The organism is Bacillus sp. DC4300-2b2 (assembly GCF_049895685.1).
Lineage (GTDB): Bacteria > Bacillota > Bacilli > Bacillales > Bacillaceae > Bacillus > Bacillus safensis.
On sequence record NZ_JAFCSW010000001.1, the window covers coordinates 577,509 to 602,124 of the forward strand.

Consider the following 24,616-nt stretch of genomic DNA (forward strand, 5'->3'; position numbering starts at 1 on the left):
TCTAGAATACCAATTATTCGACAAATCGGCAACAGAATGACTCGATTCAATCATTTCCATCTAGCCATTTGTTTCAAGCGGCAGGTATTCTTTGACAGCATCTCGGATTTCATCAATATCAAAAGGCTTAGCGAAATGCGTCAATGCACCGAGTTCTTTGGATTCTTGGATCATATCTAATTCGCCATAAGCTGTCATAATGATGACACGGATGTCTTCATCAATTAATTTCATCCGTTTTAAAATTTCGATACCATCCATTCCGGGAATTTTCATATCAAGCAGGACAAGGTTCGGTCTATGGTTTTTCACAATATCTAATGCCTGAAGTCCATTGGCAGCTTGAAAGGTTTGATAGCCTTCTTTATGAAACACTTCATTCAATAATATTCTAATACCGTACTGATCATCGACAATTAATATTTTCTCATTCATCTGTTACACCCCATTGCTTTCATTTTTCGCCATAAAAAGAGCTGTTGTTAAATAATTCTGTTTGATTTTCACATTTCCTTTAATTATAATTGTTTACTTTACGACATTTTCTGAGCATTTTTCCTAATATTCTCTTTATATTCTATTATAAAATGATCTGACCGAAGGAGGAAATGAGTCTTGTTAAAAATTTTTACGACCCAGTTATCAGGTATTTTTTCACGTATTGGAGAAAAGCAGGCTGAAGCGATTGAGGACGGTGCACGCCTTCTTGCACAGGCTGTTGTCAGTGGACATGCCGTTTATTTTCACGGAAAAAATGAACTGGCTGCTGTCGCCCTAGAGGCATCTGAGAGCAACGAGCCGTTTCCCGGTGCGAAAGTGCTGCCGCTCGATCAAAAGGAGCGCAGCTTACTTCAACCAAGTGACAGGGTGCTGCTATTTTATTCAGACCCAGAAGATCAGGAAATTCAATCTCTTGTTAAAGAGCTGCACGAACAAGGTACGCCCGTTGTTGGTGTAGGGCCGGCACAAAAGGAGCCGTCCACGATTGAAGAGCATTGTGATGTCCACATTGATTTTCAGCTCAAGAAACCGCTTGTGCCCGCTGAAGATGGGACAAGGTTTGGTTTTCCTGCTTTAATGACCTGCTTATACGTCTACCACGCCCTATCGTTTACTGTGAAGGAGATCGTGGAGGAATATGAATAAAAAAACTGCCGAGAAGTGATATTCTCGGCAGTTTTTTGTTTTATTTTGATTCAGATGCTTGTAGTGAAGCACCAACGAAATCTCTAAATAATGGCTGTGGTCTTGTCGGTCTTGAAACGAATTCTGGGTGGAACTGAGAAGCAAGGAACCAAGGGTGATCCTTGAGCTCGATAATTTCAACAAGACGTCCGTCTGGGCTTGTACCAGAGAAGACGAAGCCTGCTGCTTCCATTTGCTGTCTGTATTCGTTATTAAATTCGTAGCGATGACGGTGGCGTTCGTAGACCACTTCGTCATTGTATGCAGCAAATGCTTTTGAGTCTTCATTTAATTTACAAGGATATAGACCGAGACGAAGTGTTCCGCCTAGATCATCTACATCCTTCTGTTCTGGAAGAAGGTCAATGATTGGGAATGCTGTTTCAGGATCAATTTCCGCTGAATGAGCTCCTTCAAGGCCTAATACGTTTCTTGCGTATTCGATAGATGCCACTTGCATTCCTAAGCAGATTCCGAAGAATGGCACTTTGTTTTCACGGGCAAATTGTGTAGCAATGATTTTCCCTTCTACTCCGCGGTCTCCGAAGCCTCCAGGAACAATAATTCCGTCAACATCTTGTACGAAATCAGCGATATTCTCTGCTGTCACTTCTTCTGCATTGATCCATTTAATTTGAACATCTGCATCAAACGCATAACCAGCATGACGAAGTGATTCAACGACAGAAATATAAGCATCTTGCAGCTCAACATATTTCCCTACAAGACCAATTGTGACTTGTTTTGAAAGGTTTTGTACTTTATCAACAAGTGCTGTCCACTCCGTCATGTCCGCATCTTGGCAGTCAAGTTTCATATGTTCACATACTAGCTTGTCCAGCCCTTGTTTTTGTAAATCAAGCGGAATGGAGTAAAGCGTGTCTGCATCCTGACATTCGATAACAGCTTTTGTATCAATATCACAAAATAGTGCAATTTTGTCCTTCATATCTTGTGCCAATGGCATTTCCGTTCTGACCACGATGACATTTGGCTGAATACCAAGACTGCGAAGTTCTTTTACACTATGCTGTGTTGGTTTTGTTTTCAATTCACCCGCTGCACGGATGTAAGGAACGAGGGTACAATGAATGTACATCACGTTTTCACGGCCGATGTCACTCTTCATTTGACGAATGGCTTCAAGGAATGGAAGGGATTCGATATCTCCTACTGTCCCGCCGATTTCTGTAATAACCACATCTGCACCCGTTTCTTTTCCGGCACGGTACACGCGGTCTTTGATTTCATTTGTAATGTGGGGAATGACCTGTACTGTTCCACCTAAGTAGTCACCGCGGCGCTCTTTCTTCAGAACAGTAGAGTAGATTTTACCAGTTGTGACGTTGCTGTACTTATTTAAGTTAATATCAATGAAACGCTCGTAGTGACCTAAGTCAAGGTCTGTTTCAGCACCATCATCTGTGACAAAAACCTCACCGTGCTGGTATGGACTCATTGTCCCCGGGTCTACGTTGATGTATGGATCGAATTTTTGAATGGTGACATCCATCCCTCTATTTTTCAGAAGGCGGCCTAATGAAGCAGCCGTGATTCCTTTCCCAAGTGAGGAAACAACTCCTCCTGTTACAAAAATATACTTTGTCATTTCGTATGCTCCTCTCTTTTTTACCCTTGCATGTCTACACATGCACAGCTTCATCCTTTTTAGAGTGTATCCCTAAATCTCTTGAAAAATAAGAAAGCTCCCTTTCAAATAAATGAAAGGGAGCGTAAATGAACGTATCTTTACGTACTCTTTTTTAGAGAGCCCAAAATACATACTACATAGTTCGCTCACGAAAGTCAAGACGGTTTTGTCCTGTTTTGAGGACCGGTATGAGAGGGTTATTTCTCTTCCTCATCATCGTCTAAATCGTCTTCATCAATCTCCGTTAAGCCGTCATCATCTTCATCATCATCTTCGTCGAAGTCTTCAATATCTTCATCGATTTCTTCATCATCGTCTAGGTCGAGATCATCGTCGTCTTCTACAAGATCAAGGTCTTCTTCAAGCTCGTCAATTTCTTCTTCCTCTTCGATTTCATCGAAGTCGTCTTCAACGACAGCTGCTTTTGATTTTTTCTTTTTCGCTTTTGTTTTCACAGCTGGCTGAACTTCTTCTTCGATTTGATCAACTGGATACCAGCTGCGAAGTCCCCATCTCTGATCACCTAACGAAATAAAGCGGCCATCTATATTTAAGTCTGTATAAAATTGTGCAAGTCGATCATCAAGATCGGATTTTTGTATTCCTTGCAAACGGACAATTTCATCTATTAACTCGGAAAACGTAATGGGTGTTTTGCTGTCTCTGAAAATTTCATAAGCAAGTTCAACTAAAGACATTTGTTTGAGCTGTTCCTGTGAGTATTCTTTCAAACTCAAGGTCAGACACTCCCTTTCTATTACATGTATGTATCCATTTATCAGTGAAATAATAAGTATTTATACCTTATTCTTACGACAAACCATACCTCTCATTATAAACAAATTAGGGGAGTTTATGCCACCTTTATTGATGTTAATTTTTGATTTTTTCTCACGAGTAGCGCCAAGAGGTCCATCATCTGTATGAAAATGGACCGGTTCTTGTATACGGCATACTTTTTGTCTTTCAGTTGTTCACGTCTATTTTAAAACTGGATGTTCTGAATGGATGAGAGAACGAGAAAAATCGTGAATAACATTCCCGCTGACATGAGTACGATGAGTTTTCTGCGGCTGTTGTTTTTTTCTTCCTTCTTTTTTGGAGACTTTGTAAGCTCTGCGGAAACCATAATCCAGATAACCATTGTGACGATTGCTGTAATGCCTATAAATGTTGAGTTCAATATCACAACCCCCATATTTTTCCCATTTTTAACATAATACCACATACTTATGGATTATGATTAGAAATTACATTACATACTAACCAAAACAGACCACCTCACGGTCAGGCGGTCTTTGCTTGTTTTCTACATATCTAGCAGTTTCCTTGAGATGACCAGACGCTGGATTTCCTGTGTTCCTTCATAAATTTGAGTGATTTTCGCATCACGCATGTATCGTTCGACTGGGTAATCCTTTGTGTAGCCGTACCCGCCGAAGATTTGAACCGCTTCTGTCGTCACCTTCATTGCTGTATCACCAGCGAAAAGCTTGGACATGGCTGATTCCTTTCCATACGGGAGGCCTTTCGTTTCCAGCCATGCCGCCTGGTAAGTAAGCAGCCTTGATGCTTCAATCGCTGTGGCCATATCAGCCAGCTTAAAGGCGATTCCTTGCTGCTGAATGATTGGCTTGCCAAATTGTTTACGCTCCTTAGCATAATCAACCGCCGCATCAAGAGCGCCTTGAGCAATCCCAACCGCCTGTGCAGCAATGCCGTTCCTTCCGCCATCGAGCGTCATCATGGCTATTTTGAATCCTTCTCCTTCTTGACCGAGCCGGTTCCTTTCATGAATCCGGCAATCTTCAAATCGAATTTCAGTTGTTGGCGATGAGCGTATGCCCAGTTTGCTTTCCTTTTTTCCAACAGAAAAACCATGTGTCTCTTTTTCTACAATAAAAGCAGTTGTATTTCGAGATGAAGCTCCTTGGTCTGTTACGGCAAACACAATATAATAATCTGCAATGCCTCCATTTGTAATAAAGATTTTCGCCCCGTTCAGGACATATTCACTGCCTGCCTTGACGGCCGTTGTCTTCATACCGCCAGCATCTGAACCAGAACCGCTTTCTGTGAGCGCATATGCTCCTATCTTCCGCCCTTCTGCAAGCGGCTTTAAATAGGTCTCTTTTTGTTCATCTGTTCCAAATGTATAGATTGGCCATGAAGCAAGAGAGGTATGGGCGGACAGGGTGACGCCTGTAGAGGCGCATACTCTTGAAAGCTCCTCAACTGCTATGACGTAGGCTAAATAATCACTGCCGATTCCACCCACGTCTTCCGGCCAAGGGATACCCGTTAAACCGAGCTCCGCCATTTTGCGAAAAATAGATGGATCATATGTCTCTGTTTCGTCTCGCTCTGCTGCTGTTGGCTCCACTTCATTTTTCGCAAAGTCTCTCACCATTTTTTGAATCATTTCATGTTCGTCACTTAATTGGAACTGCATCGTGAGCCACCTCGTTTCATATTAGCTGTTTACAGATGACCAGCCTTTGAATTTCACTTGTTCCTTCATAGATTTCACAAATTTTCGCATCACGAAAGTAACGTTCTGCTTGATAGCGATTCGTATAACCAACCATGCCTAGCAAATGGATCACTTCTGTACTGATCTCCACCGCCGTTTTTGACGCAAATAGCTTTGCCATTGATGCTTCCTTTGTGACGGGACGATTGGCCTCTTTGAAAGAAGCCGCTTGATAGACGAGCAGTTTGGCTGCCTCAAGCTTCGCTGCCAAATCGCCCAGTCGAATGGTCGTTTCAAGACCTGCTGGATGTCGCTTTAAATAGCTGACTGCCTCGGTTAAAGCGGCTTCTGCAATACCAAGGCTTTGAGCCGCAATTCCGATTCTTCCTGCATTTAAGCTAGACATGGCAATTTGAAAGCCTTCTCCTTCTGCACCAAGCAGCTGATGCTTTGGAATCCGCACGCTATCAAAATGAAGCGTGACTGTTTTTGAACCGTGCAGTCCCATCTTTTTCTCATCTTTTCCAATCGTAAATCCCGGCGTATCTTTCTCGACAATGAACGCCGATATATTTTTTCTCGCAGAAGCCGGATCGGTCACCGCAAAGACAAGATATAGCTCTGCTTCTCCGCCGCTTGTGATAAAGATTTTCGTCCCATTTAATACATAATCACCGCCCATCCGCTCTGCTCTCAACTGAATACTGGAGGCATCTGATCCGGCCTTTGGTTCAGTCAGACAAAAGGCGCCCAGCTTCTCTCCTGATGCAAGCAGCGGGACATAGGATTCTTTTTGTTCCTTCGTTCCAAAAGTCAAAATAGGCATCGTCACAACAGATGTATGAACGGACACAATGACACCGATGGTCGCACTCACTTTCGATAATTCATGGATTGCGATGATATACGTTGTAAAATCTGCTCCTAAGCCTTGGTACGAAGCTGGTATTGGAATCCCTAGATAGCCTTGCCGTCCCATTTCACTTAAAAGGTTTTTTGGAAACCGGCCTTGTTCCATGGCTTCAACTTCAGGGAATATACGCTGGCGTGCAAATTCTGCTGTCTGTTCTCTCCAGAGACGCTGTTTATCCGTAAGCAAAGCATCCATCTTGACTCCCCCTATGAGTGGTCGTGGTATGTGTAAAAACCTCTCTTTGTCTTTTTGCCAAGCCAGCCTGCATTCACGTATTTTTTCAAAAGAGGACAAGGTCGATATTTGCTGTCTCCAAGTCCCTCGTGAAGGGTATTCATAATAAATAAACATGTATCCAGTCCGATGAAATCAGCTAGACGAAGCGGCCCCATTGGGTGATTCATCCCAAGTGTCATCACGCCATCAATGCTTTCTGCATCTGCCACACCTTCATATAGGGTGTAGATGGCTTCATTGATCATTGGCATCAATATGCGATTTGAGACGAACCCTGGGAAGTCTTCCACTTCAATTGGGGTTTTGTTTAATGTATTCGCTGTTTCATAAACAAATTGATATGTGTCATCACTCGTTTGCAGCGCTCGAATGACTTCAACCAGTTTCATGACAGGAACCGGATTCATAAAATGCATGCCAATCACTTTCTCCGGTCTGCTCGTCACAGCTGCTAATTCTGTGATCGACAAGGAAGACGTATTTGTCGCAAATATGGCCTCCGCCTCTGCAAATTGATCAAGTGTTTCAAAGATTTGTTTTTTGACACTCATTTGTTCAGAAGCAGCTTCAATCACTAAATGAGCCTGCTGGACGTCTTTTAAATCTGTGGATACGGCAAGCCGCTGCGTGATATCTCGAACTGCCTGATGTGCCAATTTTCCTTTTTCTGCCCGCTTCGTCAGTTGTTTGGTCATGGAGGAAATGGCTCGATGAATCTGCTTTTCTGATGCATCATGGAGCAGGACTGTATAGCCTGACTGTGCAAACACTTGGGCAATGCCTGATCCCATTTGACCGGCTCCAACGACCATAACGGTCTCTTCTATACTCATCAAAAAACGCCTCCCTTTTCATCTACCTTTATCATGATCGCATCTCCTTGACCGCCTCCACTGCAAATTGCCGCAATGCCAATGCCACCGCCTCTTTGTCTTAATGCATGAATCAATGTCAATACGATACGTGTTCCGCTTGCCCCAATCGGATGTCCGAGTGCGACAGCCCCTCCGTTGATATTTATTTTCCGCCGGTCGATCCCGGTCATTTTTTCACATGCCAGAGCCACAGCTGAAAAGGCCTCATTGATTTCAAACAAATCGATATCCTCTAGGCGCTTTCCTGTTTTCTTTAAAAGCTTCTCGATGGCAAGGGCTGGTGTTTTCGGGAAATCCTTCGCCTCTACAGCAACCTGAGTATGACCGAGAATGACTGCCATTGGCTTTACGCCATGCCGTGCAGCATACGTGTCTTTCATTAAAAGAAGCGTACCTGCACCATCATTGACACCTGGTGCATTTCCAGCGGTGATGGTACCCTTCTGGTCAAAAACAGGCATGAGCTTTGACAGCCGTTCATATGAGGTATCACGCCGCGGAGATTCATCTTCTGTGATCAGCCGTTTTCCCGTTTTTGTTTTGACAGTGACGGGGGTGATTTCATGTTGAAAAAAGCCACTTTTTTGCGCTTCGATGGCCCGTTCATGACTTCTGAGTGCCCACAGATCCTGCTCTTCCCGCGTGATGCCCAGCTCCTTTGCAGCCATACTTCCATACTCACCCATATGAACGCCTGTAAACGAACAGGTTAAGCCATCTAAAATCATCGCATCTTGTACTGCACCGTCTCCCATTTTGTAGCCCCATCGCGCTTTTTTTAGCAGATAAGGAGCGTGAGACATGGATTCCATACCGCCCGCCGCGATGACCTCAGCATCACCGGCTCGAATGATTTGATCTGCCGTGCTCACACTGCGCATGCCCGATGCACAGACTTTATTGATGGTTTGTGTTGGAACAGACCAAGGAAGATCAGCATATCTTGCTGCTTGCCTTGAAGGAATCTGCCCTTGCCCTGCTTGTAAAACACTTCCCATAATGACCTCATCTATTTCATGAGAACCCGAAACTCTTTCCAGTGCAGCCTTGATCGCTATACCGCCTAGCTCTGCGGCAGTCAAACCACTGAGAGCACCGCCTAGTTTTCCAAATGGTGTTCTTGCTCCAGATACAATGACCGTCGTACTCATGTATGTCCCTCCCTAATTGTTACCGCTTACATATCATCTAGGCAGCTGATGTAACAGCGCCATGGATAAGCCGATGAACATTCTATTCATCGGCCTGTCATGTTTACGACACCTGCTTTCCAGGCTCACCAAACACTGATTTTTCAAGAAGTTCGGCGACATCAAATGTGCCTACCTGCTCCTCTACTTCCTTCGCCTTCGTCCCATCTCCCAGCATCGTTAAGCAATAAGGACACCCTGAGCTGATGATGGACGGCTGGACCTGTAGCGCCTGCTCCGTTCGTGCAGTGTTAATCCGGGTACCCGTCTCTTCTTCCATCCACATTAAGCCCCCGCCTGCTCCGCAGCACATACCAGTTTCACGGTTGCGTTCCATTTCTTTCAGCGTCACACCTGGAATGGCTTTTAAAATGTCTCTTGGCGGGTCGTACACTTCGTTATATCTGCCTAAGTAGCATGAGTCGTGGAAAGTAATCACCTCGTTCACTTCATGTACAGGCGTTATTTTCCCTTCTTTCACTAACTCTGCCAGTAATTCTGTATGATGGTACACTTCTGCCTCAAGTCCAAAGTCTGGATATTCATTTTTAAATAAGTTGTAGGCGTGTGGATCAATCGTGACGATCTTTGTGACGCCGTTTTTCTGAAATTCTTCAATGTTTTTTGCAGCAAGCTCTTGGAATAAAAATTCGTTTCCGAGTCTTCTCGGAGTATCGCCTGAGTTTTTCTCTTTATTGCCTAGGATCGCAAAGGATACCCCTGCTTCATTGAGGAGTTTTGCAAAGGCCAGTGCAATCTTTTGGCTTCGATTGTCATATGCCCCCATTGAACCAACCCAGAATAAATAATCAAAGGTTTGCTCTGCTTTTTTCAGCTCTTTCACTGTCGGCACATGCACATCTTCTCTCAGTTCACGCCAATTTTCTCTTTCTTTCCGGTTCAATCCCCACGGGTTTCCTTGGCGCTCAATGCTTGTCATGGCACGCTGAGCATCTGCGTCCATTTTCCCTTCGGTCAGCACAAGATATCTGCGCATATCAATAATCTTATCAACGTGTTCATTCATGACAGGGCATTGATCTTCACAGTTTCGGCACGTCGTACATGCCCAGATTTCTTCTTCTGTAATGACCTCTCCAATAAGAGAAGGATGATATATAGAGCTGGCAGCCGACTCTTCCGCACCTGCTCCTCTCGCCTGCAGTGCCAGCTGATTTCCTGTTGTCTGCTTGAAGGCAAGCTGCGGTACCCAAGGTGTTTTCGATGTAATGGCGGCCCCTTTATTGGTTAAATGATCTCTTAACCTTAAAATCAAATCCATTGGAGACAGCATCTTCCCTGTCCCTGTTGCCGGGCACATATTCGTGCAGCGCCCGCATTCCACACAGGCATATAGATCGATCAGCTGAGACTGACGGAAGTCTTCAATTTTTCCCACACCGAAGGTCTCTTGTGTCTCATCTTCAAAATCGATTTTTTGCAGCTTGCCTGGCGGGTCTAATCTGCTGACAAATACGTTCACAGGCCCTGCAATCAGATGAGCGTGCTTTGACTGAGGAACATATACTAAGAATGTCAGCAAAATAAGAAGATGCACCCACCATGCGGCATAAAAAACAATCGTAGCCGCAAGAGGTGAAATTCCGTCCAGCAAGAAAGCAATACCAGAAGCGATTGGCTCAGTTGGTGATAGAGAGTGCCCATGCCAGATGATGTTCATGCCGTTCCCTAGTAAAACTGTCAGCATTAAGCCGCCAATAAATAAAAGCACTAGACCCGATTTGAAGCCTCGTTTTAAACGCACAAGCTTCTCCACGTATCTTCTATGAAAAGCCCATACAACGGCCACTAAAATGAGAAGTGTGACCACCTCTTGGAAAAACGTAAAGACACCGTACACCGGACCTAAAGGAAGCCCGCTGTCTGGAATAAGCCCCTTCAAAATAAAATCAAGGGCTCCGAACTGCACAAGGATAAATCCGTAGAAAAACAGCACGTGAATGATGCCGCTCTTCTTGTCCTTTAACAGCTTCTTTTGCCCAAATACATTGACCCAAACACGCTCTAAGCGTTTCTTCATGTCTTGTTGAAACTCTTCTTTTTTACCAAGACGAATATACGCCGCTCGTGTTCGAATGAGATAAACAAACAAATACACAGCGTAAGCGGTCACCGCCGCAAATGCGATCAAGTTGATGATTAAAAGGCTATTCATCTTGCTCCCCCTTTCATTCCCCAAAACCCACTTTGTTCCGTTTCCATGTTGTACCTCTATCATAAATAATGAATGAGTATTCAGTCAATATTTTTTACGCGTTTGGGTACACTATTGAAATATGCAAAAAAGGAGGAAGTTTCATGATCGCATTGATCATCCTACTCGTACTCATTGCCATCGTTTTGCTCGTCATGTTAGACCTTTATATGGGAAAGAAATATTTTTCTACGCACGCATTTGAACGGTCTTTTGACCAAACAAGCGGCGATGCCACCTTTTATCATGATGGCGAACCATTTTTCGATCAGCTGCTTACGGATATACAGCAGGCCTCTTCTTCTATTCATATGATGTTCTTTATTGTAAAGAACGACAAGATTGGTCAAAGGGTGTTCCAAGCATTGAAAGCCAAAGCGGAGCAAGGCGTTTCCGTCTTTTTGCTGACCGACCGATTAGGCTCCTATCCGTTTGATCAAAAGTCGATTGACATGCTAGAAAGAAGCGGCATTCAATTTTACTTTTTAAATAAGCCTCGTTTTCCTTTTTTGATTTACCGGTTAAATATGAGAAATCACCGTAAAATTACGGTGATTGATGGGAAGATTGGCTATATTGGCGGATTTAATATAGGCGATGAATATGTTGGGAAAAAAGGCCGCTTTGGCATTTGGAAGGATTATCATTTGCGGATGACTGGACAGGTTGTCGCAGATCTCCAGCATGTGTTTCTGAATGATTTGTACCGGTCGTCTGGCATTCATCAGCTGCAATATGAGGTTTTCCCTGCATTGGAACCGGGAACATTACAATGCACAACACGCGCGACTGCCGGTTTTTCTTTAGAAGCTTTATTTCTCCAAGATATTGAGCAAGCAAAGAAACAGATCATCATCTGTACGCCTTATTTTATTCCATCAGCCCCTCTTCTGAAGGCGCTGCTTGATGCACGAAAGCGGGGCGTCACAGTTGAAATTATCATTCCAATGAAAGCGGATCATCCACTTGTCAAAGAGGCTGGTTTTCATTATTTGAAGGATCTCATTGCCTCTGGATGTCTTGTTTATCGTTTTTATAAAGGGTTTTATCATTCGAAAGCCATATTGATTGATCACAGCCGCTGTATGATCAGTACCGCGAATTTTGATAAACGAAGCTTGTTTTTAAACGAAGAAGTAGATGTAGCTATTGATGATCCCGACTTTACTGCACACGTAGAGGAAAAGATTCGGGAGCATATGGAAGTATCTGAGATCCTGACAGAAGAAACATTGTCAAAGCGTACCCTTTTCACACGGCCGCTTGAGTGGGTTGCCGCCATGTTCTCGTATTTTTTATAAAGGAGATGACCTATGCGTTATCGATTTGGTTATGTATCCAATGCTGTCACCTTGTGGGAAGCTTCTCCTGCCAAGTCGCTGACCTTTGCTAGATACAGCAAGCTCTCTAAGGAAGAAAGAAAAGAGGCTTTATTGCGAACAACGAAAGCCAATCTCGTGAATACATTAAGAACGCTTTATTTCGCCATTGCTCATGATATCCCGCTGTACCGTTTTTCAAGCTCGATCGTCCCACTCGCGACCCATCCCGAGGTGCGCTGGGACTTCGTGACACCTTTTCACAAAGAATTTCTTGAGATTGGCAAGTTGGTGAAACGGCACAACTTACGGGTAAGCTTTCACCCCAATCAATTCACCTTGTTTACCAGCCCAAAACCTTCAATTACAGAAAATGCCGTCATCGATATGACGTACCATTATCAGATGCTTGAGGCAATGAAGCTCGAAAAGGAAGGTTACGTGAATATTCATGTAGGCGGGGCGTACGGCGATAAAGAATCGGCTCTTCAACGCTTTGATGAAAATATCAAACAGCTTCCGGCTCATATCAAAGCAAGAATGACACTTGAGAACGATGACAAAACATATACGTCGCTCGAAACGCTTGATGTATGTGAAAAGCATGACATTCCATTTGTTTTTGATTACCATCATCACGTGGCAAATAAAGATGACGATGCCGCACTCGATGACATCCTTCCAAGAATGTTCGACACTTGGACAAAGACTGGCATTCCGCCCAAAATCCACTTGTCTTCACCTAAATCAGAAAAAGCCATACGCAGTCATGCAGATGGTGTAGAAATGGCCTTTGTCTTACCGCTTTTTCAAGCATTAAAACCGTATGGCCGTGATGTAGATTTTATGATTGAAGCAAAATTAAAGGATCAGGCTCTGCTCCGTCTAGTCGAAGAGCTGTCTGCGATAAGGGGCAATCGGCGGACGGGCGGAGGAACCATTGAGTGGAAATCATAGAGAAAGGTTTACCTTTGTGCAAATGGGGGTAACAAAGCTATTGTGAGAAAGTAATTAACAGGAGGATATGAAGATGTCTCAAATCTATTCAATCCGAATCGCTGCAAAAGCGTTGAATTTACATAAGCTTATTTCTCTTTATGAAAAGTGCCAGCAGGCTCAGCATCGTATATATGTGTATTCTAAAAAAACAATGTGCAGCATTAAGAACATCGTAGAGCTTGAAACCTTCAGACTCACTCATTTAGAATCTGATTATTTAATTGTCGTAGAGGGGAAAAAAGCGCAAGACCTTCTACAGCCGTTTGAGAAAGAAAAGGTTTCATAAAAAGAGCAGCCTCGGGCCGCTCTTTTTTATATCCACTCTTCTGTCAGCCAAACTTGTTTAGAAGCTGCATCCATTTTCACTTGTGCCCCAATTGGCATCGTAAGCATTGGGTGCGTATGGGCACAGTCAAAATCAGCGATGAGTGGTCTCTTCGTCTCTCCGAGCACCTCAAGCAAAATCTCGTAAGGCTCTTTGCCCGTCCCTTCATCATCAAACAGCTCATGTTTTCCTAAAAGAATCCCTGACACCCGTTCAAACACTCCATTTACTTTCAATAAAGAGAAATTCTTTTCTACAACAGAAGCGGTTTTCATGCAATCTTCAATGAGGAGGATGTCTCCGTTTTGGATGGCTGGCATGAACTCACTTCCCCAAATGCCGTACATCGCATTCAGGTTCCCTCCGATCAATCTGCCTTCTGCCTGTCCCTCTATGACGCACAGCCAATCATTCGGACGCTGCTTTTTGTCATGCGTCTTTTCTTCCCAATTGATTCGTTCATCTGTCCAAAAAGGCGGTTTTTCAATCTGATAAGGAATGCTTTGAGGAAACATCAAGATGTCCTCAAATGACTGATATGTATAATCGACAAACGGTTCAAACTCGCCAAAAGAAGGAACAAGCGCAGGCCCGTAGAAAACAGGCAGGCCCGTTTTTTCGTACGCCGCTAGTAGAATCGCTGTCGCATCTGAATAACCGATCATGATTTTTGGATGTTGATTCAGCAGCTCAAAATCAAGATAAGGCAGCAAGCTATTTGAATTCGTCCCGCCAATCATTGACATGATGCACGCCAAGTCCTCTTTAGCCATCAGCTCATTCAGCTCATCAGCTCGTTCTTGAATTGTACCGGAACGGTAGTGATCCTCTTTCCCTGTTAATGATCCAGGGATCACAATAAATCCCTTTTGCTCAAGCCACTTCTTCGCCCGCTGATACCTAAGAGGCGAGGTCGCTGATGCAGGACTTGAAGGTGAAAAAATACCGATCTTATCGCCCTTTTGTAATCGCCGAAGCCCCTTCATTCCATCAGATCCTTCCTACACGCATTTTTTCTATCCTAACAAAAAAAGCCCTTTATCAAAAGAGCTACTGAACGAATGAAAATCTTTTCAAAAAAATATTTTAAAAAGGCCAAGTAATATGAGCGTAAAACTAATAATCAATGCTATCGATATTTTGACTTTGCTTAAAGAACTGTCTATAACGTTTACAAAAAGGTGAATGCCAAATAAAATAATCCCGATATAAAAAAATACTGGGTTGATTCCAGCTGGAATGATCAATATAAATAAACCAACAAGAGTCACGTAGTGAATGCTTTTCAGCATGAATGTTTTTGCTGTTTCGCTCAAACAACCCTCTCCTTTTGGATCTAATTTCCTTAAATTATATCAGAATTCCATTTAAATGGTGATTTAAATAATTGCAGGACGAACCACTTTTTTATGATCACATGTAAAAAAATGAGTCCAGCTCAATAGCTGAACTCATTTACGCCTTACTATCAATGACCAAACTGCGCTTCATGCAGTCTGCTGTACACCCCGCCCATTTGGATGAGTTCTTGATGGCGGCCTTGTTCTTGGATGCCTTCCTCTGTTACGACGATGATACGGTCGGCGTGTTTAATTGTTGCCAGGCGGTGGGCAATAACGAGTGTCGTCCTGCCGACAGCCAGTTCGCTTAGTGCATCCTGTATAGCTTTTTCTGTTTCTGTATCAAGTGCTGATGTAGCTTCATCTAAAATTAGAATTGAAGGATTTTTTAGGAACATCCGTGCAATCGACAGGCGCTGCTTTTGACCGCCTGACAATTTGACGCCGCGCTCGCCTATAACAGTATTTAATCCTTCTGGGAAACGCTGAACGAGTTCCTCTAAATGCGCACGACGTACAGCCTCCCAAATCTCTGCATCGCTGGCTTCTAGGTTGCCGTATGCGATGTTTTCTCGAATGGTGCCTGAGAATAAAAAGACATCCTGCTGCACAATGCCGATCTGCTGTCTTAAAGAAGAGAGGGTCATCGATTTTGTACTCACGCCATCAATCGTAATTTCCCCTTCATCCACATCATAAAAACGCGGCAGCAAACTGCAGATCGTCGATTTTCCGGCTCCTGAGGGCCCGACAAACGCAACGGTTTCTCCTTGTTTGATCTTCAAATCGATATCCTTTAACACATGACTGTGCTCATCGTAGCCAAATGTCACGTTTCGATATTCAATTTCACCTTTCAGCCCGAATACATCACGAGCTCCCTCTGTATCCTTCACATCTGGCTCTGTTTCAAGTAAGTCGACATAGCTTTTAAAGCCAGCAATGCCTTTTGGATACATTTCAATCACTGTGTTAATCTTATCAATCGGTCTGAATAAGACGTTTGTAATCAGAACAAACGCGATAAATCCACCTGCCGTTAATTGACCCTGCAGAACAAACCATGTCCCTGCCAGAAGGACAAACAGTGTCACAAGACGTGTCAGAATGTAACTGATTGAGCCGTTAACCGACATGATTTTATATGAAAGAAGCTTCGCTTTCCGAAAGCGGTTGTTGTTTTCAGCAAAACGCTTTTTCTCGAAATGTTCGTTGGCAAAGGCTTGAACAAGACGAATACCGCCGATATTGTTTTCAACCCTTGCATGAAAGTCTCCAATGTCATTGTTCAGCTGTGTAATCGCCTGTGTCATCTTTTTATTAAAATGAAGGGCAAGCCAAATGATGACGGGCATGATCAAGAAGGTTAAAATGGCAAGCTGCCAGTTAATCATTAGCATGACAGCAAAGGCGCCAAGAATCGTCATAATCGCAATAAACAAATCCTCAGGTCCGTGATGAGCCACCTCACCAATGTACATGAGGTCATTTGTCATCCGAGACATAAGCTTACCCGTTTTGTTGTTATCAAAAAACTTAAATGAGAGACGCTGAAAATGATCAAACAGCTTCTTCCTCATATCTGTTTCAATATTGATGCCAAGCATGTGTCCCCAGTACGACACAATAAATTGCATCACTGAGCTGAGGGCATAAATGATAAACAGAGCAAGTGCGGTCCAGGCAATGACTGTCCAGTTCCCTGTTGGTAATAACGTATCAATGAAGTAGTTCACGATCAGCGGGAAACCAAGTTCCATTAATCCAACTGCGACAGCGCAAAAGAAATCTAAAAAGAACAGACCGCGATAGGGCCTGTAATAGGCGAAAAAGCGTTTTAGCATATGTAAAAGGACCTCATTTCCTCTATAATTGATAATCATTTTCAATTATAGAGGAATCCTCTGCAAAATACTAGATCAGGAAATGATTTCTTTGACTGGAAATCCTCATAATACGCCAGAAAACAATCGAGCAAATGATTCCTTCAACCGCTCTTTTAAGCCTCTTTTATAAAAATGAACAGGACCCATTTGCTCACATTCCTTCATATCTTCCTCATAGTGGGCCATCAATTGCTCAATTGGCTTTTTCGCAGCTGTAAAGACATTGACCTCAAAATTGAGCTGAAAGCTTCTCATATCAACATTTGCGGTGCCGACAGAGGCGAGTTCTCCATCTGCTATCATCACCTTTTGATGCATGAACCCTTTTTGATAGTGATACACCTTGATGCCCTCTTTTAGAAGCTCAGAAAAATAGGATCGTGTGGCATATTGCGTGAGAAATCCGTCATTGATCTCAGGTACCATCACCCGCACATCCACCCCTCTTGTGGCAGCGATTTTGAGCGCAGTGCGAATTGATTCGTTTGGTACAAAGTAAGGTGTGGCAATCCAGACAAATTGTTTCGCATTAGATATGAGGGCATCATATAAATCACTCATACTTTCTTTCATATCAGGTCCAGTTGGTACAACCTGAATGACATCCTCTCCGGTGACAGGATGCGGCGTATGATACTTCGGATCATCAATTAATACTTCATCTGATACGTATTCCCAGTCGAGCATAAAAACGGAGTGAAGGGTCTGAACAGCCTCACCCTTTAACATGGCATGCGTATCACGCCAAAAGCCGATCTTTTCATCCCGTCCTACGTATTCCTTGCCAACATTTAATCCTCCAACAAACCCTGTCTTTCCATCAATAATGACGATTTTTCGGTGATTTCGGAAATTGAATTTTTGATTAAAGAATCCATATTTTAAAGGTAGAAAAGGAGCGACCTTAACCCCTGCCTGCTTCAAGCGTTTAATATCTTTTCGTGAGAAACGAATGCTGCCCGCCGCATCATATATGAAGCGGACCTCTACCCCTTCTTTCACTTTTTCAATCAAAATCTCCATCATCCGGTGGCCGAGGAAATCAGATTTAAACATGTAATATTCAATATGAATGAATGATTTTGCCTTTTTTAACTCTTCAAAAATTCGGGGAAACGTCTCCTCTCCATTTTTTAAAATGTCCATATCACTATTTGTATTCACATGCATGCCTGTAGCTTTTTCTGTGTATTGAAAAAAACCACGCTGATTATCAGTTAAACGTGATTCATCCGGCTTGCTCTCAAGCTCAGATATTCTTCTTAATTTTTCTCGGTTATACATTCTCTTTGATTTGAATAAATGACCTTTTACATAGAGCTGTCCTGAGAACAGATAGAACATATAGCCGATGATCGGGAAAAAAACCAGCACATATATCCATAACAACGTGTGCTGTGATGTACGGTTCTCCAGCATGAGTGAGACGATACTAAATAAAATAATGGCGATATAAATCGCTGCGTACAGCTGAACGCTCCACGCCGGCACAGTCCACCAATACACCACATATGCCCCGAATATCATAAAATATAAAAATAAAAATTCCAGTCTTCTTTTTTTCACATTCTCCGCCCTCATTCTGTCTTTTTCTCTTCCATACCCTTTGCACAGCTTGTATGAAACGCACGACCCATTCCTTTCTCCTAGCCTTTACAGACTTGCGCTATTTGATCCGATATAATAGAGAAATATGTGATGGAAAGGAAGATCTGTTTATGCATACCCCCTCACCTCTTAAAAAAGGGAGCCATATACGTGTTATTGCCCCAAGCCGAAGTGCCAGCATTTTATCAGAAGAAGGAATTGCTCAAGCGAAAAAACGTTTAGAGGCTTTAGGCTTCACTGTCTCTTTAGGACAGCACGTGTTTGAATGTGACCTTCATTCCTCATCGTCTATTGAACACCGCTTGTCTGATCTGCATGAGGCGTTCAGAGATAATGATGTCGATGGTATTTTGACAGCCATCGGAGGCTTCAACTGCAATGAACTTTTGCCTTATATTGATTACGACTTGATCCGTCAGCATCCTAAAGTCCTCTGCGGCTATAGTGACATCACTGCACTTGCAAGCGCCATAACAGCCAAATGTGAAATGGTGACATACTCAGGCCCCCATTTCTCCAGCTTTCAAATGGAGCAGGGGCAGGAGGAGCAGACTGCCATGCTTCAAGCTTGCTTGATGAACGGCGGCGAACCGTTTGATGTAATTCCATCGACAAAATGGAGTGATGATGCGTGGTATCTCGATCAAGCGAACAGACAGTTTCATCCGACAACATGGGGGATTTATCAGGAAGGAACAGCTGAAGGCACCTTGTATGGCGGAAATCTTTGTACACTGAACTTACTGCAAGGGACATCGTTTATGCCGAATGTAAAGGATGCGATCTTATTTGTCGAGGATGATGAGCTGGTGTTCCCTGAAATGTTCGCCAGAGACCTTACCTCCCTCTTGCAGCATGCACAATCAATCAAAGGATTGATCATCGGGCGCTTTCAGAAGAAATCCAAGATGACAGAGGAACATTTGAGGTTCATTCTAGATAAGCACCCAATGCTCAAACACATCCCAGTGATTTACGATGTCGATATCGGACATACACAGCCCGTCTTCACCTTCCCGATTGGCGGAAACGTTCAGCTAGCGTGTACAAATGGAGACATAAAGCTACGCATTCATTCATAACTAAAGGCAAAAAAGCACCCGAATAGGCGGTGCTTTTTTCTATGCCATCATCTTTTTTTAAATTTTTTTAGAAAAAGTGATCCAACCCTTCATTCCCTTCGTTAAGTAGATGTAAAAAGAAAAGAGAGGAGGCAAAAATATGTTTTCTGATGTACTTAGCCAATTATTCGATTCTATCTCTAACATTATTAACACACTTGGATAATTCCATTTGACGCACACATACTACATGCTTAACGAAGGGAGGCTGCACTCTATGTTCTCTGATGTACTTAGCCAATTATTTGATTCTATTTCTAACATTATTAATACGCTTGGATAATTTTCAAAACCCGCTGTCTCTTGAGGATAGCGGGTTTTGACATATTTTGAGTGAATGACATGTTGTTCCATTAAATAAATCTAGAACACTGCCTTCTATGAGCATGTTTCTGTTAAGTTATTTAAACAAACCTAATTGGATGCTATAATCTATTAAAGGAATATATTAACTATTTAAGGAGATATAATGAAAAAACGTTTGATTGGTTTGTTTTTTATTACTCTTTGTATTCTTGGATTAAGTTCCACTCCAAATCGTCTCACTCTTTCTGAAGAAGAATTAGATCAAAAGGTGACACAAGTATTAGACTCGTTATGGAAAGAGCATGGCTTGTTACATTATCAAATCGTTAAGACAGATCCCACAATTTCCATCGGCATCAATACTTCAAAAGATATAGCAGGTTTGCAGTCTGTATTAGAAAAGAAACTTCCTAAACAAGCATTAGAGAATTATGAAATTGAGATTTTCCAGAGAAATAAAAATGATATAAACGTTGAATGACAAAAACCCACTCCTGTTCCGAGTGGGTTTCTGCGTGTTCTTACATCTTTTCCGGAGCCGATACACCAATTAGTTTTAATGCATTAGCGAGCGTGATTTGTGTTGCTTTCATGAGTGAAAGACGTGCTGTTGTTTTTGTTTCGTTTTCTACATCGATGACCTTCTCGGCATTGTAGAAGCTGTGAAGGGCTGATGCAAGGTCGTAAATATAGTTCGTCACGCGGTGCGGAATACGCTTTTCAGCTGCTTCTGCTACAACTTCTGGGAAGCTGCCAATGATTTTCAGAAGATCGTATTCTTTTTCCGATTGAATATGAGAGAAATCGGCTTTTTCAAGGTTTGGTTCGTAGCCTTTTTCTTCTCCTTGACGCAGCATGCTGCAAATTCTCGCATGCGCATATTGTGCATAGTACACAGGGTTTTCGTTAGACGTAGAAATGGCTAGGTCTAGGTCAAAGTCCATATGTGTCGCCGCACTTCTCATCGCAAAGAAATAACGAGTCGCATCTAAGCCGACTTCTTCAATGAGATCACGCATTGTGACAGCTTTTCCTGTACGCTTACTCATCTTCATCTTTTCACCGTTTTTGTAAAGATGCACAAGCTGGATAATTTCTACTTCAAGCTTGCCAGCTGGATATCCAAGTGCTTGGATCGCCGCTTTCATTCGAGGGATATAGCCGTGATGGTCCGCTCCCCAAATGTTAATGAGCTGGTCAAAGCCTCTGTCCAATTTGTCTTTATGATATGCGATGTCTGGAAGCAGGTAAGTGAAGCTGCCGTCTTTTTTAATCAGCACACGGTCCTTGTCATCACCAAAATCAGTTGAACGCAGCCATGTTGCGCCGTCTTCTTCAAAGACATAGCCTTTTTCACGAAGTGTTTCCAGCGCTGGCTCGATTTTTCCGTTTTCATATAAAGAGGTTTCTGAATACCATACATCAAATGGAACACGGAAATTCTCAAGGTCTACACGTAATTTCTCTAATTCGTATTTCAAGCCGTATTCACGGAAGAACTTCATACGCTCTTCTTCCGGTTCATGAACGAAACGGTCACCAAATTCATCCGCAAGCTTTTGTCCGATGCCTTTGATGTCTTCTCCTCTATAGCCGTCTTCAGGCATTTCTTTTTCAAGACCGAGTGCCTCAAAATAACGTACTTCTACAGATAAAGCGAGGTTATTGATTTGATTCCCTGCATCGTTGATATAGTATTCACGGCTCACATCGAACCCTGCTTTATCAAGGATGTTGCAAAGGGAATCTCCTACAGCTGCACCGCGGGCATGTCCAAGGTGAAGGTCACCTGTTGGGTTGGCTGAGACGAATTCGACTTGCACCTTTTGACCGCCGCCTGTATTCGTTTCGCCATAAGCTTCTTTTGCCTCAAGAACAGCTGGAATGAGCTTTGTTAAATACTGATTGTTCATATAAAAGTTAATGAACCCTGGACCTGCGATATCCAGTTTTTCAATGGAAGCTTTCCCTTTATCAAACGCATTGACGATGTCCTCTGCGATTTGACGAGGTGCTTTTTTCGCAATGCGGGCAAGCTGCATCGCCATGTTGGTAGAGTAATCACCGTGAGTTTTGTCTTTCGGCACTTCTAAAAGGACATCTGGCACCTGGCTTTCATCGGCAAGTCCTGCTTTGACGACTGCCGCTATGATTTCTTCTTTTAACGCATCTTTGACCTGTTCTGCGATATTCATGAACGTAAATCCTCCTTATACGAAATCGATAATGTATGTAAATGCTTTTGATCTTCTCCTGTCAGCATATCGTACGTAATGTGCAGCAGCCCCTTGTCCACATCGAGATCAATGCCATGTGTGTGCACATCTAACTGAAGTGTACCGAATGGCATCGTGTAATGTGTGACGGTCGTTTCTCCAATGAGAAAGCGCTGCTTCATTTGAATAGCCCCTGATCTCATCACAAAAATTTCCTTTTCACTCATTTTCACAACGGTTTTTACTTGACCCATTTCATGTTCTTCATGGTAAGTGAGATACGTTTTGTCATTCTTCTCTTGGTACGTTCCAGTCGTGCGGAATTCGATCGTTTCAGCCGGCTCCGTCTCTGGTTTCATCACTGACTTTACATGAATTGAAATTTGGTTTTGTGTCATTTTGCACTTCCTTTGCTAAGACCCGTTTAACTAAAATAGTATACCATAATCATGATCGCCTATCATACCATCATTTCTCTTCTTCACGGTGATTAAACTTCGTTTTTCATCTTCAGCCATCCCTTTAGAAAAAAAGAAAAATACAACTGACCAATACGACAAGTCCAGCCTTTACACCTAAGTCTTTTCTTTTCATTAAGTAAAAAAGAGCCTGTATGCCTGAACTTGCCAAAAATGCCTGAAAAAAATCAAATGGTGCGATTAGATTCTTCTTAAATACCACCTGCATGAATAACGCAATGGCCGTAAGATAGAAAAAGCCCCGATCCTGAAATAAACCAACTAACTCCTCCTTTGCTTCCTTTTTAGAAGCAAAAACAGGCGGATCAGCTGCGAGCTCTCGTTTCAGTGTGAGAAAGCCTGCCGCTAATACGCATAAAGCGAGGGACACCATCAATATTGAAGAAAACATGAGCTGCCTCCTTTATTTTTTGACCAATGTAAAAAAAGAGCTTGTCCACATGAGATGACAAGCTCCTCTATCAACTGATTATTTCACAAAACCAAGCAGCATTTCGCGTAAAAGCTTACTCGCTGTATTCGCTGTTTGGTCAGAGTGATCGTATACAGGTGCTACCTCGACAAGGTCTGCCCCGACGACTTGGACGTCAGATCCTGCAATCGCATGAATGGATGCAAGCAGCTCTTTTGATGTAATACCGCCAGCATCTACCGTTCCTGTACCAGGTGCATGAGCTGGGTCAAGTACATCTATATCGATCGTCACATATACTGGACGCCCTTTTAGCTTTGGCAATACTTGCTTCAATGGCTCCAGTACTTCAAATTTAGAAATGTGCATACCCGCTTCTTTTGCCCATTCAAATTCTTCTTTCATTCCAGAACGGATGCCGAAAGAGAATACATTTTCAGCTCCAATAAGTCCTGCAACTTTACGGATCGGTGTTGAATGTGAAAGTGGCTCACCCTCATATTCCTCACGAAGATCTGTATGTGCGTCCATATGGATGATGGCCAAATCAGGGTATTTCTTATACATCGCACGGAAAACCGGCCAAGACACAAGATGCTCGCCGCCCATTCCTAATGGAAACTTCCCTTTTTCTAAAATGCTGTCGACATACTCTTCAATTAAATCTAAGCTCTTTTGTGCATTCCCAAAAGGAAGTGGGATGTCACCCGCATCGAAGAATGGCACCTCGTGCAGCTCACGATCTAAATAAGGGCTGTATTCCTCTAAACCGATCGATACTTCACGAATGCGGTTCGGACCGAAACGTGAACCTGGGCGGTAGCTAACTGTCCAGTCCATCGGCATGCCGTATAAAATGACCTTTGCATCTTCCCATGTCGGATGACTTCCAATAAACACTTTTCCTGAATAAGCCTCGTCGAATCTCATGCAAGATTCCTCCTTTTACGCTTCAAAAAATGCGCAAACCGTCATTTGCGCATTTCCATTTCGCTTGATTTATTTGATTAAGTCGCTCACAAACTTCGGCAGAACGAATGCCGCTTTGTGCAATTCTTTTGTGTAATATTTCGTATCAATATCAAAGAAACGGCTGTCTTCTACAGCAAGTGGATCATATTTTTTAGAACCGATGGTGAATGTCCAAAGACCGCTTGGATACGTTGGAATATTCGCTGTGTAAAGCTTCGTAATTGGGAAAATTTCTTTTACATCACGCTGTACATTTGTAATCAGCTCAGGTGTGAACCAAGGGTTGTCCGTTTGTGCAACGAAAATACCGTCTTCTTTGAGTGCCTTTGAGATTCCTGCGTAAAATCCTTTAGAGAATAGGTTCACAGCTGGTCCAACTGGCTCAGTTGAGTCCACCATGATCACATCATACTCGTTGTCAGCTTCAGCAATGTGCATAAAACCGTCTCCGACTTTGACATCTACACGAGGATCGTCTAATTTCCCAGCAATAGAAGGAAGGAATTTTTTCGAGTATTCGATAACCTTTCCGTCAATATCAACAAGTGTCGCTTTTTTCACACTTGGGTGTTTGAGAATCTCACGAATAACACCGCCGTCTCCTCCGCCTACGACAAGAACATTTTCCGGGTTTGGATGAGTGAAAAGAGGAACATGAGCCACCATTTCGTGGTATACAAACTCATCTTTCTCAGATGTCATCACCATGCCGTCTAAAAACAGCATATTGCCAAACTCTTCTGTTTCCACCATTTCTAAATGCTGAAAGTCTGTTTGTTCTGTGTGAAGGGTTTTGTTCACCTTCAATGTAATACCAAAATTCTTCGTTTGCTTCTCTGTATACCAAAGTTCGCTCATTGTTCATCTTCCTCTCATCCAATAATAAACAAACAT

24 protein-coding genes are annotated in these 24,616 nt (G+C 42.9%); 6 read left to right on the forward strand and 18 right to left on the reverse strand.

Annotated elements, in window-relative coordinates; all coding sequences use genetic code 11:
• Positions 1-60: 60 nt before the first annotated feature.
• On the reverse strand, positions 61-435 hold the full coding sequence (locus ACP69X_RS02990; protein WP_003214681.1) for a response regulator: 375 nt from the start codon (positions 433-435) through the stop codon (positions 61-63).
• Between the two features lie 180 nt (positions 436-615).
• Between ACP69X_RS02990 and ACP69X_RS02995 the strand changes: the two genes are divergently transcribed.
• The gene (locus tag ACP69X_RS02995; protein WP_039182149.1) at positions 616-1,146 is read left to right on the forward strand and encodes a DUF2529 domain-containing protein; all 531 of its coding nucleotides are present in this window, start codon (positions 616-618) and stop codon (positions 1,144-1,146) included.
• 40 nt (positions 1,147-1,186) lie between these two features.
• Here ACP69X_RS02995 and pyrG read toward each other — a convergent pair whose 3' ends face one another.
• From pyrG to ACP69X_RS03035, 8 genes are all read right to left on the reverse strand, one after another.
• The gene (gene pyrG, locus ACP69X_RS03000; protein ID WP_039182151.1) at positions 1,187-2,794 is read right to left on the reverse strand and encodes a glutamine hydrolyzing CTP synthase; all 1,608 of its coding nucleotides are present in this window, start codon (positions 2,792-2,794) and stop codon (positions 1,187-1,189) included.
• A gap of 239 nt (positions 2,795-3,033) precedes the next feature.
• Positions 3,034-3,573, reverse strand: coding sequence for a DNA-directed RNA polymerase subunit delta (rpoE, locus tag ACP69X_RS03005; RefSeq protein WP_064498795.1), 540 nt, complete (start codon positions 3,571-3,573; stop codon positions 3,034-3,036).
• A 248-nt stretch (positions 3,574-3,821) separates the two neighbouring features.
• Positions 3,822-4,019, reverse strand: coding sequence for a hypothetical protein (locus ACP69X_RS03010; RefSeq protein WP_041087813.1), 198 nt, complete (start codon positions 4,017-4,019; stop codon positions 3,822-3,824).
• A gap of 126 nt (positions 4,020-4,145) precedes the next feature.
• Entirely contained in the window at positions 4,146-5,288 is a 1,143-nt protein-coding gene (locus ACP69X_RS03015) for an acyl-CoA dehydrogenase (RefSeq protein WP_073978862.1), read from the reverse strand.
• Positions 5,289-5,304: 16 nt separating this feature from the next.
• Complete coding sequence (locus ACP69X_RS03020) at positions 5,305-6,417, reverse strand: acyl-CoA dehydrogenase family protein (RefSeq protein WP_426052405.1); 1,113 nt, start codon at positions 6,415-6,417, stop codon at positions 5,305-5,307.
• Positions 6,418-6,428: 11 nt separating this feature from the next.
• A complete protein-coding gene (locus tag ACP69X_RS03025) occupies positions 6,429-7,292 on the reverse strand; it encodes a 3-hydroxybutyryl-CoA dehydrogenase (protein ID WP_075612071.1) in 864 nt (287 codons plus the stop codon).
• Entirely contained in the window at positions 7,292-8,485 is a 1,194-nt protein-coding gene (locus tag ACP69X_RS03030) for an acetyl-CoA C-acetyltransferase (RefSeq protein ID WP_426052406.1), read from the reverse strand. The genes ACP69X_RS03025 and ACP69X_RS03030 overlap by 1 nt, the downstream gene beginning before the upstream one ends.
• A 103-nt stretch (positions 8,486-8,588) precedes the next feature.
• On the reverse strand, positions 8,589-10,700 hold the full coding sequence (locus tag ACP69X_RS03035; protein ID WP_426052407.1) for a (Fe-S)-binding protein: 2,112 nt from the start codon (positions 10,698-10,700) through the stop codon (positions 8,589-8,591).
• Positions 10,701-10,843: 143 nt separating this feature from the next.
• Here ACP69X_RS03035 and cls (ACP69X_RS03040) point away from each other — a divergent pair, with 143 nt between their 5' ends.
• The 3 genes from cls (ACP69X_RS03040) to ACP69X_RS03050 all read left to right on the forward strand — a co-directional run bounded on the left by cls (ACP69X_RS03040) (position 10,844) and on the right by ACP69X_RS03050 (position 13,343).
• Entirely contained in the window at positions 10,844-12,040 is a 1,197-nt protein-coding gene (gene cls / locus ACP69X_RS03040; protein ID WP_041087801.1) for a cardiolipin synthase, read from the forward strand.
• A 12-nt stretch (positions 12,041-12,052) separates the two neighbouring features.
• Complete coding sequence (gene uvsE, locus ACP69X_RS03045) at positions 12,053-13,015, forward strand: UV DNA damage repair endonuclease UvsE (RefSeq protein ID WP_426052408.1); 963 nt, start codon at positions 12,053-12,055, stop codon at positions 13,013-13,015.
• Positions 13,016-13,088: 73 nt separating this feature from the next.
• Positions 13,089-13,343, forward strand: a complete 255-nt coding sequence (locus ACP69X_RS03050) for a hypothetical protein (RefSeq protein WP_039182170.1) — start codon at positions 13,089-13,091, stop codon at positions 13,341-13,343.
• A gap of 26 nt (positions 13,344-13,369) precedes the next feature.
• On the opposite strand, the gene ACP69X_RS03055 is transcribed toward ACP69X_RS03050, so the two are convergent.
• The 4 genes from ACP69X_RS03055 to cls (ACP69X_RS03070) form a co-directional block, all read right to left on the reverse strand.
• Positions 13,370-14,368, reverse strand: coding sequence for a S66 family peptidase (locus ACP69X_RS03055; protein ID WP_426052409.1), 999 nt, complete (start codon positions 14,366-14,368; stop codon positions 13,370-13,372).
• 87 nt (positions 14,369-14,455) lie between these two features.
• Entirely contained in the window at positions 14,456-14,698 is a 243-nt protein-coding gene (locus tag ACP69X_RS03060) for a hypothetical protein (protein WP_039182177.1), read from the reverse strand.
• 152 nt (positions 14,699-14,850) lie between these two features.
• Complete coding sequence (locus ACP69X_RS03065; RefSeq protein ID WP_047202612.1) at positions 14,851-16,566, reverse strand: ABC transporter ATP-binding protein; 1,716 nt, start codon at positions 16,564-16,566, stop codon at positions 14,851-14,853.
• A gap of 105 nt (positions 16,567-16,671) precedes the next feature.
• Complete coding sequence (gene cls / locus ACP69X_RS03070) at positions 16,672-18,189, reverse strand: cardiolipin synthase (RefSeq protein ID WP_370333265.1); 1,518 nt, start codon at positions 18,187-18,189, stop codon at positions 16,672-16,674.
• A gap of 137 nt (positions 18,190-18,326) precedes the next feature.
• Here cls (ACP69X_RS03070) and ACP69X_RS03075 point away from each other — a divergent pair, with 137 nt between their 5' ends.
• Both ACP69X_RS03075 and ACP69X_RS03080 read left to right on the forward strand, forming a co-directional pair.
• Complete coding sequence (locus ACP69X_RS03075; RefSeq protein ID WP_426052410.1) at positions 18,327-19,298, forward strand: S66 family peptidase; 972 nt, start codon at positions 18,327-18,329, stop codon at positions 19,296-19,298.
• Positions 19,299-19,806: 508 nt separating this feature from the next.
• Entirely contained in the window at positions 19,807-20,124 is a 318-nt protein-coding gene (locus ACP69X_RS03080; protein ID WP_041087791.1) for a hypothetical protein, read from the forward strand.
• A gap of 40 nt (positions 20,125-20,164) precedes the next feature.
• On the opposite strand, the gene argS is transcribed toward ACP69X_RS03080, so the two are convergent.
• The 5 genes from argS to speE all read right to left on the reverse strand — a co-directional run bounded on the left by argS (position 20,165) and on the right by speE (position 24,580).
• Positions 20,165-21,838 carry an arginine--tRNA ligase gene (argS, locus tag ACP69X_RS03085; protein WP_073978857.1) on the reverse strand — a complete coding sequence of 558 codons (1,674 nt, stop codon included), beginning with the start codon at positions 21,836-21,838 and terminating at the stop codon, positions 20,165-20,167.
• Positions 21,835-22,257, reverse strand: a complete 423-nt coding sequence (locus tag ACP69X_RS03090) for a DUF1934 domain-containing protein (protein WP_003215400.1) — start codon at positions 22,255-22,257, stop codon at positions 21,835-21,837. The genes argS and ACP69X_RS03090 overlap by 4 nt, the downstream gene beginning before the upstream one ends.
• A 124-nt stretch (positions 22,258-22,381) precedes the next feature.
• Positions 22,382-22,729, reverse strand: coding sequence for a hypothetical protein (locus ACP69X_RS03095; protein WP_426052411.1), 348 nt, complete (start codon positions 22,727-22,729; stop codon positions 22,382-22,384).
• Between the two features lie 78 nt (positions 22,730-22,807).
• Complete coding sequence (speB, locus tag ACP69X_RS03100; protein ID WP_039182190.1) at positions 22,808-23,680, reverse strand: agmatinase; 873 nt, start codon at positions 23,678-23,680, stop codon at positions 22,808-22,810.
• A gap of 69 nt (positions 23,681-23,749) precedes the next feature.
• A complete protein-coding gene (gene speE, locus ACP69X_RS03105) occupies positions 23,750-24,580 on the reverse strand; it encodes a spermidine synthase (RefSeq protein WP_003214614.1) in 831 nt (276 codons plus the stop codon).
• Between the last annotated feature and the right edge of the window lie 36 nt (positions 24,581-24,616).